We start from the raw sequence: 13,016 nt of genomic DNA on the forward strand, positions 1-13,016 counted from the left end.
ACAGGAGACAAGAAATGAATATCGAGACTCCTGAAGACATCCGCCAAGAAGTTGAAGAGAAGACAGCCAAGCGCAAGCGCTTGGAAAGCGATATCACACGAGAGATCGACAATTGGGCCGCCGGAATTAAATCTAGCAGGAAAAATCTGCTCGGAGTTCAGCTGTGTCAAAAAGGCGATCCGGCTATCGCGCCTGTCTACTTAGAAAAACAATTGGATAGCAGTTACAACGTCTTCAGAACTAGAACTGAGATCCTGGGCTCGGTTATCCAGAAAATGATTGACGAAAAAATCATTATTCCTGGACACAACTCGATTGCCAACGAATGGCGGCGGAAATTGCTTGATTGGTACGAAGGCCTTTCGGACTCAGAAAAACAGGCCATTCCAGTTTTTGGGCAGACCATATCTGTCAGTAAGTGCTTGGACAAAGTAGCAGGCATGGGAAACCTCAAGTGGGCGCGCTTGAATATCCCTCTTGTCGAGGATACCTTCAACGAAATACTAGAAGATCTGAAAAAGCGCGGCGTGATCAAAAGCGACTACAAGACCGTTGCCGAGCGAAATGCTGAAACCGAACAGAAGAGGGAAGAGTCGCAAAAAGGAGAGACTTGGCAGGAACAGCTTAATGCTTTGCGCGCCATCCCTATCTCGCACATCACCGAATTGGTACCAATTGATCCTGCACGCCCGTTCGTACAAGTATTCCATATGTTTGCCGCAGCATCCATGGCAACAAAGTCTCTATCAGGGCAGCTGGGTTTCGTTGAGGGTTTCAGACAAGTCAGCCAACACCTTAAAGGAATTGGCTTCACAGGCACTGAACACGCACTTGAACTCATTACGCCCAATTATCTTGCACGTCTGCGAAACCATCTAAAAGAACAAGTATTCATTGGAGCAATGTCAACACACACAGCGAACGACACAGTTTCATCCACTCGCAAAATGCTGAATCGCGCACTCAAAATAAAAGGCATCAGCTTCACATCGTTTACAGACACCGAAGGTTTTGAAACCACACGATCTACCGACGAGTACCGCCCCTATACCCGTCGTGAGCGCCTTATAATCAAAGATGCGTGCGAGTCTGAAATCTGGGAAACCAATAAACTTGCAGGCGACTACGTAAGGTTTAACGGCGGGCGCGACCCAATCAACGACAAAGGTCATATCCAAAACGGCTTGGGCACACTAGAAAACGCTAGATGGATCTTTGAAAACAAACTCGACTGCCAGCGAGTAAGCACAACCTTTTCTGACCCAAATAATCCTTATGAGAAAGGGTTCTGCAGCATCCTCAAATACTCCAAAAAAGGTATTGTTGATGTATACGCAGATTGGGGCGTTATATATGAGCTGACTTCCCGTATGCTAGCTCCTTACGTGATCCGCCTTGCGCAGGTCACGGGACTTAACGCGGACTCGCTAAAAACACTCGACCTAGATGACTTTGTTAAGAGCCACGAAATCACCAAGCGGCCCTATTTGCGCTACTGGAAAGAACGGTCGGGTGGGGAAAAATTCTATCATCTTGATTTGTTTCATACTGATCTCACGTGGCTGAGTGTTGCACAAAGCGTGGAGGTCGAAAAAATCTTTAAAGATGTTGCTTTCTTGACTCGCCATATCCGTGAGCGCGCTACTCCAGTCATAAAAAATAGGCTGTTCATTTATGAATCGCAAAAAATGTCTGAGTACCGCGAAGTAAAATCTCTTGAGAGCTCTAACATTATCAACCTGATGATGAACCGGTTCGCAAGGGATCATAATTTGAAGAAAGATGACGGTAGCGAACTGTCGATCTCGGCTTCGCGGTTGAGGCCTAGTCTTGTTGCGGAACTGGTAGAGCAAGATGTGTCACTACGAGAGATTCAGATGATTCTCGGACACAAGCATGCAAGCACCACGATCGGTTATCTCGACAAGCTGGAGTTCAGCAAGACGGCGAGAAAGATTGTTGATGAAGCACTAAAGAAAATTCATAAGGAATACGTGCTGGCCCAGGCGAGCAGCGGGGACATCCAGACACCGGCCAAGACTAACGTCGACGCCGTCAATGACCCTAGTTCACCGGCGGTAATCATCAGGACTGGGTTGGTGGAGTGCCGAAACGTTTACGATCCACCGGCAGAGATCCGTAATTCACCAGGCTACGTGGAGGGCAACCCCTGCGCACTGCTGAACAAGTGCCTGTCCTGCCGGAACAGCATTATCTCGGTTTCCAACTTGCCAGACCTGTTCGCAATGCGGCGTGACTACCGAACTATGATGGATACCACTGGTGTAGGTCGGACGCCCTATGGACGCGTCATCCGAGAGAACCTAGAGACCTTGGATAGCATCCTGACGCCATCAGCCCAAGGGTTCGATGCGGAGCAGCTGGAGCACGCAGAGCGCCTCTCTGAACACATCCTCACGAGCACTTTGGTAGAAGGAATGACCCTATGATCGCAACGCTCGACGCCCTGATCTACCAAATCAAGCCGGTGAGGGAGCAATTCGTGCGCCTGCTTAGCGCCCAGAATGTGCTCTACGCAGGGTATGCGGGAGCAGAGGCGGGCCAACAGCAGGGCAGCGCTTTGTATGACCCTGTAGCGGTCTTCAATGCCCTCATGAACCTTCCCGTGAGCAAGCTCAGCGTGCTCCAGGATCCCGTGTGGGACTTCACTGACGAAGCAGAACCAGTCGCAAGGCTCGTTGAGGGATCAAAGTCGAGGATCGATTTCACGAAATACCCAAACCTCAACAGCACAATCTTGTTTGAGCTGAAGATTGCCTTCATGTGCGCGCTTGAAATGCCTGGAGCAATTCGCCAGGGTGAACGGTTAGTCACTTCTAAACCTCACACGATGTGCGATATCTTCAAAGCGCTAATACCGTTCTACGACAAGATGTGTGAGCGAAAACGGCGTGAGCAAGGTGACGATTTTTTTGAGCTGTCATATTACAGCCTGGCCGACTTTCGCGAAAATGACTACATCGAAGAAGCCAAAATTCATGATCGCGCTTTTCGGAACGCGACAAACCAAGGCTTCAAATATCTGCGATCTCATTTCCTACGCGAAAACCTGTTTTCTAGGTCTCTCCCCTATGTCGAAATGCACACTTTGGAATGGAAGCAAAACAGCGTAACCAATCCAAAAAAAAGGGAAAGACAAAAATACTTCAGCAATAGAATTTTTGAAAAGTGCTCTCGCAAGGCGACCTTTGTTGTCGTTGACTTCCTCAGAGCGTTGAAAGAACCGATCAATGATAAAGACGGACTTGAACGTGTGACAGCGGATGGCTACAACGCAGCCGCAGAGGTCAAGCTCACCAAAAAGAATTTTGATATCTATGTTGCAATCAGGATGTCCTCAAGAGGCTATACCGGAAAGGAGATCGAACCTTTCCTTTACTATAAAGACCCTGAGTATTGGTCATCGCAGTCGCGGCGTGACGGTTTATTCAAAAACAAAGATGCCCTTTGCCTGCTGACCCAAGCAAACATGGACGATGATTTTTATCAGTACCTCACGCATGTTAGCAACAGCGCATACTTCGTTATTGGTCAGTATACAGGCATGAGGCCGTCCGAGCTGTCGGGTATCATGGCTGAAGGCTGCTTGGACATAGACGACTTTGGCCACAACCTGATCCTGAGCACCGTAATCAAGAATCGCGAACTGGCAGGTAAGCTCTTTGGAGATAAATGGGCAGCAATTCCTATTGTGATGGACGCAGTACGCACCCTTCAAATTCTGAACCGATTCAAGCAGCACCCTTATCTGCTAGCCAACATGAACACTATTGCCCCTGGCGAACAAGATAATGCCAAGTCAATCGGAGACTTCACATATGTGTTATGCGCATTCTTAGCAGAAGTTTTAGAGTTTGATGAACTCGAAGAGCTGGATGTATCTGCTTACACACTACGGCACTCATTGGCGCATCAAATGATGAGAGCTGCGGTAGGGCTTCCTTTTGTTTCCTACCAGTTGAAGCACTTCGGAAACGTAGTGGGTGCAATAGGTCAGAATCGCGTGAGTGCCGTCACTATTGACTATGGCGGCATTGGTGAGGCTCTTACTGCAGACGGAGGCAGAGCAGTCGGGAGGTCTATCCGGCATGAGGCTGAGCTTGAACTGGTCATGAACACCTGTGACCCTGATGGCAGCTACGTCGGTGAGCACGCAGAAGCGTATCGAGAGCGGCTTAAAAAGTACTACCAAGGTTACATTGAAGCTGGATATACCAAAGAGGAAATCTTTGATCGGATGGTGGAGAACGACTTCGCTGTCATCAATGTAGGCCAAGGCTTCTGCTACGGTGAAGCCACAGAAGAGTTCGATGCCTCCCTGCCCTGTATTGGCTCGCTACGGTGTAATCCCACCCGGTGTAAAAACGCCTTCGTGACTAAAGCCAATGCGCCAAAGTGGCGTGAGGTATATGTGCAGAACACGATTGCTCTGAAGAAGTTCGAGTCATCCAGCGAGATAATTCATGGTGGCTTCGACAAATCGGTTGCCCAGTTGAAAGCAGCTATTGAAGAGGCCAAGGCCGTACTTGAGGGGCTGGGAGAGGAATTGGTAGTATGAGTTCGGCTCCATACGATGATAAGAATAGCGAACAATTTGAAGCTGTTACGGAGCAGCTTAAGGAAGCTCTGCGCAGGTTAGAAAAAGATGCTTCACTTTCTGCTTCTGCTTCCTCATTGGCTAGGCTGTCTGGCGTTCACAGGAACACCATTTATAACCGCAAGTGGCCCCTAGAAAAACTTCAGGAAATCAAAGAGCGACGCGTACAGCAAAAGAAAGATGCAGCAATAGCCAAAGCGGCTCCGGAATCGCCAGAGGTATTGCTAGAGCAATGCAGGCTTGAGGTCATCTATTGGTTTACCCAATTACAAGCTGCCCGCGAAGCTAATACAGCATTGAACAACTCACTTAAAGAGACTGAAATTAGTCGCAATATACATATGAAGCTTTCGCAAGAACGCCTGCAGACCATCAACAAGCTGACATCCGAGATCAATAAACTTCAGGACGCGCTGGCATTGCAGGAAGAAGAGCTATTGCTGATGAAGCATAAACTATCTACAGAATAGAGAGCCTCTCTCACGAAAAGGTGGGTATCGAACGCACTCGCACCCACCTATTGCACTAAAACCTGCAGCCCACCTAACGATCTAGCAGTCGATTGGCTATGATTACTGATACACACTGATGACTTCGATATCGCTTACGATCCTTTTGGTCAGTATAGCGATTTCCTTGGGATCGGTATACGCTACCCCCCAACGCGGATATTTGTCTGTAAAGTTATAACGGAGGAAGGTCTCGCCTGATACTTCATGTTCCTCCCCAAACTCGTCCATGATGAAGTCGGGCTCCCATTCAGAGGCACCGTAGGCACTCAAGTGCCCGAGGAGATTTCTGCAATCGATCACAATCCGCCTCAGATAGGGAAATGCCGAGATTCGTGCTTTCTGTCGAGCCAGGTTATTCAGAAGTTCATAGCCCTCTTCAACCACTACCAGATCACGCTTATCAATTTTGGTGATGGCTTCACTATAGGTGCGAACCGCTCTGTTAGTTTCTCTCAGCGCTCCAATAAATTTTTCAACTCCACGAATTACATCGATGTGTACCAGCGGGCCTGTCCCAATTGAGCTCAATGCCTGCACATCAATAGTCGACAATAGGCTTTCAATCGCATGAACAGCTTCTAGGGTGGGAGGGGTTTCTTTAGGATCTATTTTATCCCTATATCTGCTAACTTCATAATGCAGTTCTTGGATATCGAGACCATCAAGATGGAAATTTTTGCCAACTGGTACCGCTACCTGCCACTTCCAGAGCAAAAATGTACTTAGGCCCAGGTAACTGCGGATCTCATCCCATCCCAGAATATGCAATTCAGGCAGAGCTACACTTGGGAGACATGGATAAGGAGTAGAGTCGTCGCGTTCAGCCTGCGCATCAGCGTTCTGTTTCTCAATCCAATTCGATAGAGAAACCTTAACGTCTGGCTGCTTGATCATAAAGAAATAATGGGAGACTTCTTTATCGTAGTCTCTGAGCTTCTTCAATTCGTCCCGAAGCTTTGTTGTAGTAATTTCCTCGTGCTTCTTGCACTGAGCAACAGCTTGGGTAGCAGGATCTCGGACATCAATTCCGTACTGCTTGTCACCGGTAGTACCGTATGCACTGATTCGGCTATGAGTTCGGTTTAGAATAGGAATTCGTCGAGACTTGAGTACATACTCAAAAATGTCAACGCAAAGCCTTTCAAAATCCTTCGCATCTACGGGCGGCTGAAATCGTTTGAGTTTATCTTCTACAGCTGGTGGAAGCTTGTACATCTTCGCTCCTGCGTATTTGGAGTGTGCCGAACCAAATCATTCTGTTAAGACCGGCTCACGGCACCTTCAGCGTTGGCCTCGGCCACCGTTCGGTTGGCGAAGGCTTGATCTTAAGACCACCTTGATTACGACGCCATGGACAACAGCGCACACCAATCATGGCACAACGATATCACCAGGCAAAGGTTCAGAAAGAGCCGTATTCATCTCTTTCCGGCAAACTGCAAGGTGATCTTGCATAGCTCCGGACAAGGCCCGGCATCTGCATAGAGGCCATCAAGGCTCAGTGCAAAACCTCGACGCAGGTCTTGCCCGACTTCTCGCCCGCTCTGGTGCCACCTTAGGCGTCCTCTTCGAGGCCGAAGAAGCGACATGCACGTCATACGCCGCCTGCAGTCCTTCGCCAGGCTGATTACATGAAAAATGAATCAAAAGGCACAAGATAGGGCGCCCCAATGATTCTGGGGTACATCATCTAGTATCCGGCTAGCTTACGCGCCATCACGTTCATTATAGGAGATCGTCATTCGGTAGGCTAACGGCTGCAGAAGCCCCTGCGGAGTCATATTGCCAGCACTCTGCAAACGTATCACTATTCGGCCGCTAGGCTCGCCTCGCTGAGCGAGCAGTAAGAGTTGTCCATGAACACAACCTAGCAGGCTGTGTTATGGGCGTACATGACCGTCACAAGGAGTAATCTATGTCTGCATTTTCAGAAATAAGCAGTTTTGGAGAAGAATGGAAAGGAACCACAAACTTCAAGGTCATGCCTGTTGGAAACTATGTATTCACAGCGATGATTACGTACATTTCAGCTCGTTACGGAACTGAGCGCGAAAACTGCACCGTACAAATTATCCGAAATGGAATGCAGGATGGCGAGATCATAATTTATGCCAATGGAGTACTTCAGGCTGAAACCCATCACCTGGGCTTCACTGAAAAATGGCAAACATACGACTTTGACAAACAGAATGGAGCACTGGTAGTAACTGGCAGCTCTGGTAAAATGGGCGGCGCTTATTCCGTCCGAATTTTGCCAAGCGGACAGGTACCAAGCTTCCTATAACTTAGCGCCTTTCATTCATTATGCGAGAGCTAAGTCCGTTGACGTCGCCCTCTAGGACGGGCTGCTAAGCCCGTCCTCACACGCCCCTAATTAGGATTATAAATCATAAGCGCAAATTATATTACGGGCTCGCCTTCCTAGCTCACAGGGATTTCTGCGCGCTTTTGCTCAAGGAGAAACTCAAGGATCGCTTCGTCTGTTGCCATTCCCGATCGGATCTTTTCCGCAAGCAGACCAATAGCTTTCCACGAGTCGGGTGCTTCCAAGGCACATTGCAAAAATGACTGAGCCAAGGACTGCATATGTTGGGATCCAGTTGCTTCAGCTTGCCGTCCCATACGACCGAACATCTCAATCACCGCCTTGCCTGGTACATTCTCGTCGATACCAAAAAGGCTTAAAAACACCATGCCTAGTGATCCAGCCACATGATGATCCGGCCGATTCCATGAATGTTTAATGCCTTCCTTCTTATCGGCTTGTTCAACTAATTGTCGAATCTTGTTGGGTATGGACGCTGCTGCTTTGGCTCGGTTGAAATAGCGCATGTTGGCTACGCTAGCGGCATGCTTGATTGCCATCCACACCAACGACCACAACTCTGCAATACTGTATGTCCGGAGGGCATGCCTAAGGATTGCTCTGACTTTCTCGACAGCGTCATCTTCCAGCTCATGCTGATAAACGTCGCATTGGTCGTCAAAGTAACGCATCACATCAGCCAGCGCATAGTCCAACCATAGGTCAGTCAGGGCCTCTGAATCAGTGAAGACATGTTCCTCTAGATGCCGGAGAGCTGCCGGGCCGCGCCCAAGGTCAGCGTCCGGGGGTAAGAAGTACTGTATTCCGGAGATGTACCACCAGAGCTCACCCTCTTTAATGAAATAGGTGCCTGGTTTGGCTGCAATCGGATCATCGAGCAGCACACCCTCCTGCAGGAGTCGGTCGATAAAGAGTTTACCGCCTATGGGTGATAAGTCATCGCAATCGCTAATGGTGAACGTTCCGCTAGCCAACTTTTGCCCCAGCAGGGCGTCCAACGCTAATAGCAGGATCACTGCCTCATCGGAAAGCTCTCCATAACACAAGGTCGCGGAAGCGTTTCGCTCATTCTTATAAGCGAGCCGCTTGGAGATCTCAGCTTGCTCTAGGGCTTGCTTCTCAGCTTTTTGACGGCGGAGCTCATCCTCACAGCTCTCACAGGGGAAGCTAGATTTCTGAAAGATTTTCTTGGCATCAGCGCGACCGCTGACTCGAATTGGCCCGTCGCACAGGTAGCAGCACTGATTTTCATCAAAGGCAAGGCAGTACTCCCTGACTTGCCTGGCAATCTGACCCGACTGGATGACGTCCCGAAACGGTACCAGCTCAGCCACTCGCTCGAGAAATGCCCCCTCCTCATCCATAGCCCAGTATCGCATTGCCAGAGCTATTTCATCTGGATGCTGGGTCAAAAACTGCAACCTGACTGCCATGCCAAATCCTACTCACGATGGTTGATCAAAGCTTTACCTGAACCATGCGCTAGTAGCGGAAAAACGCCGAGAACAGGCGCATCGAGTTTAACATCATAATGCCTGCACTCGACTCAGCCTCATGCCGATGTCGACAGGCTGGACGAGTGACCGGGTCGGACACTGTCGAACTGCACTTTCAGCGTGACCGCTAAGGCAGGCCACGGCCCCAAATTCTAAGACCGGGCAGAAAGCGAGCATAAGCATCTTGGTTAGTAGCCTAATATGGGGAAGGCAGACCAGCATCTCTTACTCTTATCAGGAGCACTTCCAAGATGGAAATCTTCGCCGACCCATCGGAAAAAGCGACAGCATTGCTACACCGACTGGGTGTCCATGAAGTGTCTTCGGGGATCTGGGCTTTCATAGACATCGATGTCGCGAGCCACGGCCATGTGCATCACTCTCAGCAGCCGGTTGCTCTTGCTGCATACGCTGCCATCAACCCGACGTTTGCAGCCGGCCGCTTTCCCGGATACACGCTGATCGACCTGGTTGAAAAAGTGAGTTGTATGGACGGAGCTGAACTCGCCGCATTGGCGAAGGTTTGCCAGGTACCTCCACCGATAGACTGGTCAACCGAGGAACGAGGGGAGAAGTTCGGACAGGTCGCTTGGCACATCGTTAAGAAATACGAGTTGAATGCCTGCTTCACCCAAAGTAAGCCGTGGGGGATCCAACAAGGTAGTCATTACAGCATGCGTCCTTGCGGCTTCGATCATGATCGGTCAGAGCCTGATCCTGAGGGGTTAAAGGCGATGCGCCAGGCGTACAGAGAAATGACCGTTTTACAGCGTGTGATGGTACTTACGCTGCTTCACCTTTACGCTCCAGGAAAGGACGATTTCTACCTGATAGGTGGCTGCCCGACCAAGATTTCTGCAGCTGAAGCACTTGGAATTTTGCGAGCTGATGGAAGAGCGATAAGGGAGTGGGGACTGCTCGTAACTCATTACTCAGGCTGGTGAGGCTGCCCGCCTGCGGGATTGGTGGTAAGCATCCGGAAACACACCTTCAGAGAAAGGCCTGCACGGAAAATCGCGCAGGCCAGTCGTAGCTATCGGCTGTGATGGATGATCTTCGAATCGCCCATCAGGTCTTCGACCTTCACCAGAGGCACGGACGAGCGAACGCGACCAGAGCTAGTCTGGCTACGTCCCGTGGAGATCTGGGATCTGGTCAGGTAACCATCCCCATCCTTCCTGCCTGTCGGCTTACCACTCTGATGACATGAGGATTTCATGAATCCGCTCCGGTGTTACGTTCTCTTCGCAGAGCTTGGGCTTCTTGCGATACGTACCGCCCGACGTTTTTTTCGAGGCGATACATTGGCCATTATCGGCCATCTCTACCAAAAGACCTGTTCCATCCGACGAAATGCTTTCCCAACGCCGGACGCTCCCATCGGTGGAGAAGCGCCAATCCAGGCCTAGATCTTCGATGGACGACAGATCGTTCAGTAGATCCATTACTGATTGATAGCGCGAGTCAGGGTCGTACCTCAAGCACTTCTTGATGATGTTCTTCAGTTTCTTCGGGACATGAAGCGGCAATTGCTTGAGGTCTGGGTAGGTTTCTGTGCGCTGGGCACGCGCCAACTCAGCGCCCAGCTTGAACGAATCCCTCTGGCGTTGCAGTGAGTCCAGCCCGACCAGCAGGCGGTACAAGGTCAGGCCGACCTGATAAATGTCCGCACTGTTGTTGAAGTCACTGGTCACCGACCCTTCGGGCGGCAGATGCAGGCGGTAGCTGAGCTCAGGCTGTTGCCGCTGACCGAAAACTGACCCAGTAGAGGCTGTTCTGCCGACTGAAAACTGACCCAGGTGTTCAACTGCTTCTGCTCAATTTTTGAGCAGGAGAACACAGGGTGATCAGTATGGAAATGATGGGCAAAATTCGCCGGATGTATTTCCGCGACAAGCTGTCGCTGCATGAGATAGCCAAGCGCACCGGGTTGGCGCGCAACACGATTCGCAAGTGGGTCAGAGCACCTGAGGCCAAGCCGCCGGTCTACCAACGCCGCGCGATCTTCAACAAACTCAGCCCTTTTCACGCCACGCTGGAGCAGGCGCTAAAAGCCGATTCGCTGCGGCCCAAGCAACAGCGGCGCAGTGCCAAGGCGCTGTTGGCGCAAATCAAAGCCGAAGGTTATGACGGTGGCTACAGCCAGCTCACCGCGTTTATCCGTGCCTGGCGAGGGGGACAGGGCAAGGCGTCGCAGGCCTTTGTGCCGCTGACCTTTGCTCTTGGCGAGGCGTTTCAGTTTGACTGGAGCGAGGAAGGCTTGCTGGTCGGCGGCATTTACCGGCGTATGCAGGTGGCACATCTGAAGCTGTGTGCCAGCCGTGCGTTCTGGCTTGTGGCGTATCCGAGCCAGGGCCATGAGATGTTATTTGACGCCCATACACGCTCGTTCGGCTCCTTGGGCGGCGTGCCGCGCCGGGGCATCTACGACAACATGAAGACCGCCGTCGACAAGGTCAATAAGGGCAAAGGCCGGGCGGTGAATGCGCGCTTTGCGGTGATGTGCGCGCATTACCTGTTCGATCCGGACTTCTGCAACGTCGCCGCTGGTTGGGAAAAGGGCATCGTTGAAAAGAACGTGCAAGACAGCCGCAGGCGTATCTGGCTAGACGCCCAGGACTGCCAGTTTCACTCCTTCGAGGAACTCAATGCCTGGCTGGGCCAGCGCTGCCGCGCGCTTTGGAACGAGCTGACGCACCCTCAATACAGCGGGCTGAGTGTGGCCGAAGTGCTGGAGTTGGAGCGCGCTGAACTGATGCCTGTGCCAGCGCCATTCGACGGTTACGTCGAGCGGCCTGCGCGGGTCTCCAGCACCTGCCTGGTCAGCGTCGGGCGCAACCGCTACTCGGTGCCGTGTGAGTACGCGGGTAAGTGGGTCAGCAGCCGTTTGTATCCGACGCGAATCGAGGTGGTGGCTGACGACGCGCTGATCGCCAGCCATGTCCGCTTGCTGGATCGCGACCAGGTCAGCTATGACTGGCAGCACTACCTCCCGCTGATCGAACGCAAGCCCGGTGCGCTGCGCAACGGCGCGCCCTTTGCTGATCTGCCGGCGCCGCTGCGTCAGCTTAAGCACGGTCTGGGGCGTCATGCCGGCGGTGACCGGATCATGGCGCAAGTTCTGGCTGCCGTACCGGTCGCCGGGCTCGATGCGGTGCTGGTGGCTGTTGAGCTGGTACTGGAAAGCGGCAGCCTGAGCGCCGAACACATCCTCAATGTCGTGGCGCGCCTGGCCGCGACCGAACCACCACCCAGCGTCGAAACCCACTTGTCGCTCAAGGAAGCCCCCGTCGCTAACACGGCGCGCTACGACCGCCTGCGTGGCCAGACCGAGGAGATCGGTCATGCGTGATTTGATGGCGGAACTCAAGGAGCTGCGCCTGCACGGCATGGCCACGGCCTGGGCGGAGTTGACTGCGCAGGGTGAGTCGAACACAGCCTCGTCCAAGTGGCTGCTCGAACACCTGCTGGAACAAGAGCACACAGATCGCGCCATGCGCTCGGTGAGCCACCAGATGAACATGGCCAAGCTGCCGATGCACCGCGACCTGGCCGGCTTCGACTTCAGCGCCTCCAGCGCAGACGCTCGTTTGATCAGCGAACTGGCCAGTCTGGCCTTTACCGACACCGCGCAGAACGTGGTGCTGATCGGTGGGCCTGGCACCGGTAAAACCCACCTGGCCACTGCGCTGGCCGTGTCCGGCATCACCCGGCACGGCAAGCGCGTGCGCTTCTACTCCACGGTCGATCTGGTCAATCTGCTGGAGCGCGAAAAGCACGACGGCAAAGCCGGGCGGATCGCCCAAGCTCTGCTGCGCATGGATCTGGTCATCCTCGACGAACTGGGTTATCTGCCCTTCAGCCAGGCCGGCGGTGCGTTGCTGTTTCACCTGCTATCCAAGCTGTACGAACACACCAGCGTGGTGATCACCACCAACCTGAGCTTCGCCGAATGGTCGAGCGTGTTCGGCGACGCCAAGATGACCACCGCCCTGCTGGATCGGCTGACCCACCACTGCCACATCGTCGAAACCGGTAACGAGTCCTATCGCCTGCAACACAGT

10 protein-coding genes are annotated in these 13,016 nt (G+C 52.1%); 7 read left to right on the forward strand and 3 right to left on the reverse strand.

Annotation, left to right across the window (positions count from 1 at the left end; translation table 11 throughout):
* The first annotated feature begins 14 nt into the window (after nt 1–14).
* The 3 genes from APH36_RS10525 to APH36_RS10535 are packed head-to-tail and all read left to right on the forward strand — an operon-like array spanning nt 15 to nt 5,088.
* A complete protein-coding gene (locus APH36_RS10525; RefSeq protein ID WP_060498579.1) occupies nt 15–2,450 on the forward strand; it encodes a tyrosine-type recombinase/integrase in 2,436 nt (811 codons plus the stop codon).
* A complete protein-coding gene (locus APH36_RS10530) occupies nt 2,447–4,579 on the forward strand; it encodes a site-specific integrase (protein WP_256219163.1) in 2,133 nt (710 codons plus the stop codon). The genes APH36_RS10525 and APH36_RS10530 overlap by 4 nt, the downstream gene beginning before the upstream one ends.
* Nucleotides 4,576–5,088, forward strand: a complete 513-nt coding sequence (locus APH36_RS10535) for a hypothetical protein (RefSeq protein WP_060498572.1) — start codon at nt 4,576–4,578, stop codon at nt 5,086–5,088. The genes APH36_RS10530 and APH36_RS10535 overlap by 4 nt, the downstream gene beginning before the upstream one ends.
* A gap of 102 nt (nt 5,089–5,190) precedes the next feature.
* Here APH36_RS10535 and APH36_RS10540 read toward each other — a convergent pair whose 3' ends face one another.
* Nucleotides 5,191–6,345, reverse strand: a complete 1,155-nt coding sequence (locus APH36_RS10540; protein WP_060498573.1) for a hypothetical protein — start codon at nt 6,343–6,345, stop codon at nt 5,191–5,193.
* A gap of 700 nt (nt 6,346–7,045) precedes the next feature.
* Here APH36_RS10540 and APH36_RS10545 point away from each other — a divergent pair.
* Entirely contained in the window at nt 7,046–7,414 is a 369-nt protein-coding gene (locus tag APH36_RS10545; protein WP_060498574.1) for a hypothetical protein, read from the forward strand.
* A gap of 137 nt (nt 7,415–7,551) precedes the next feature.
* On the opposite strand, the gene APH36_RS10550 is transcribed toward APH36_RS10545, so the two are convergent.
* Nucleotides 7,552–8,889 (reverse strand): hypothetical protein, encoded by a 1,338-nt coding sequence (locus APH36_RS10550; protein ID WP_060498575.1) that lies wholly within the window; start codon nt 8,887–8,889, stop codon nt 7,552–7,554.
* A gap of 314 nt (nt 8,890–9,203) precedes the next feature.
* Between APH36_RS10550 and APH36_RS10555 the strand changes: the two genes are divergently transcribed.
* Entirely contained in the window at nt 9,204–9,896 is a 693-nt protein-coding gene (locus APH36_RS10555; protein ID WP_060498576.1) for a hypothetical protein, read from the forward strand.
* Nucleotides 9,897–10,142: 246 nt separating this feature from the next.
* Here the strand turns inward: APH36_RS10555 and APH36_RS10560 are convergent, their stop codons facing one another.
* Entirely contained in the window at nt 10,143–10,646 is a 504-nt protein-coding gene (locus APH36_RS10560; RefSeq protein WP_256219164.1) for a hypothetical protein, read from the reverse strand.
* Between the two features lie 158 nt (nt 10,647–10,804).
* On the opposite strand from APH36_RS10560, the gene istA reads away from it, so the two are divergent.
* Complete coding sequence (gene istA / locus APH36_RS10565; RefSeq protein WP_024012635.1) at nt 10,805–12,304, forward strand: IS21-like element ISPst3 family transposase; 1,500 nt, start codon at nt 10,805–10,807, stop codon at nt 12,302–12,304.
* The coding region (gene istB, locus APH36_RS10570) for an IS21-like element ISPst3 family helper ATPase IstB (protein ID WP_060498577.1) at nt 12,297–13,016 on the forward strand (720 nt) is incomplete at its 3' end. The genes istA and istB, both read left to right, overlap by 8 nt.

The sequence above is a fragment of the Pseudomonas sp. NBRC 111133 genome (genome assembly GCF_001320605.1).
Taxonomy (GTDB): Bacteria; Pseudomonadota; Gammaproteobacteria; order Pseudomonadales; family Pseudomonadaceae; genus Aquipseudomonas; species Aquipseudomonas monteilii.

Excerpts from the sequence above, each read along its gene's own strand:
- APH36_RS10535 (WP_060498572.1), top strand. The coding sequence starts at position 4,576 with ATGAGTTCGGCTCCATACGATGATAAGAATAGCGAACAATTTGAAGCT.
- APH36_RS10530 (WP_256219163.1), top strand. The coding sequence starts at position 2,447 with ATGATCGCAACGCTCGACGCCCTGATCTACCAAATCAAGCCGGTGAGG.
- istA (WP_024012635.1), top strand. The coding sequence starts at position 10,805 with ATGGAAATGATGGGCAAAATTCGCCGGATGTATTTCCGCGACAAGCTG.
- APH36_RS10540 (WP_060498573.1), bottom strand. The coding sequence starts at position 6,345 with ATGTACAAGCTTCCACCAGCTGTAGAAGATAAACTCAAACGATTTCAG.
- APH36_RS10555 (WP_060498576.1), top strand. The coding sequence starts at position 9,204 with ATGGAAATCTTCGCCGACCCATCGGAAAAAGCGACAGCATTGCTACAC.
- APH36_RS10545 (WP_060498574.1), top strand. The coding sequence starts at position 7,046 with ATGTCTGCATTTTCAGAAATAAGCAGTTTTGGAGAAGAATGGAAAGGA.
- APH36_RS10550 (WP_060498575.1), bottom strand. The coding sequence starts at position 8,889 with ATGGCAGTCAGGTTGCAGTTTTTGACCCAGCATCCAGATGAAATAGCT.
- APH36_RS10525 (WP_060498579.1), top strand. The coding sequence starts at position 15 with ATGAATATCGAGACTCCTGAAGACATCCGCCAAGAAGTTGAAGAGAAG.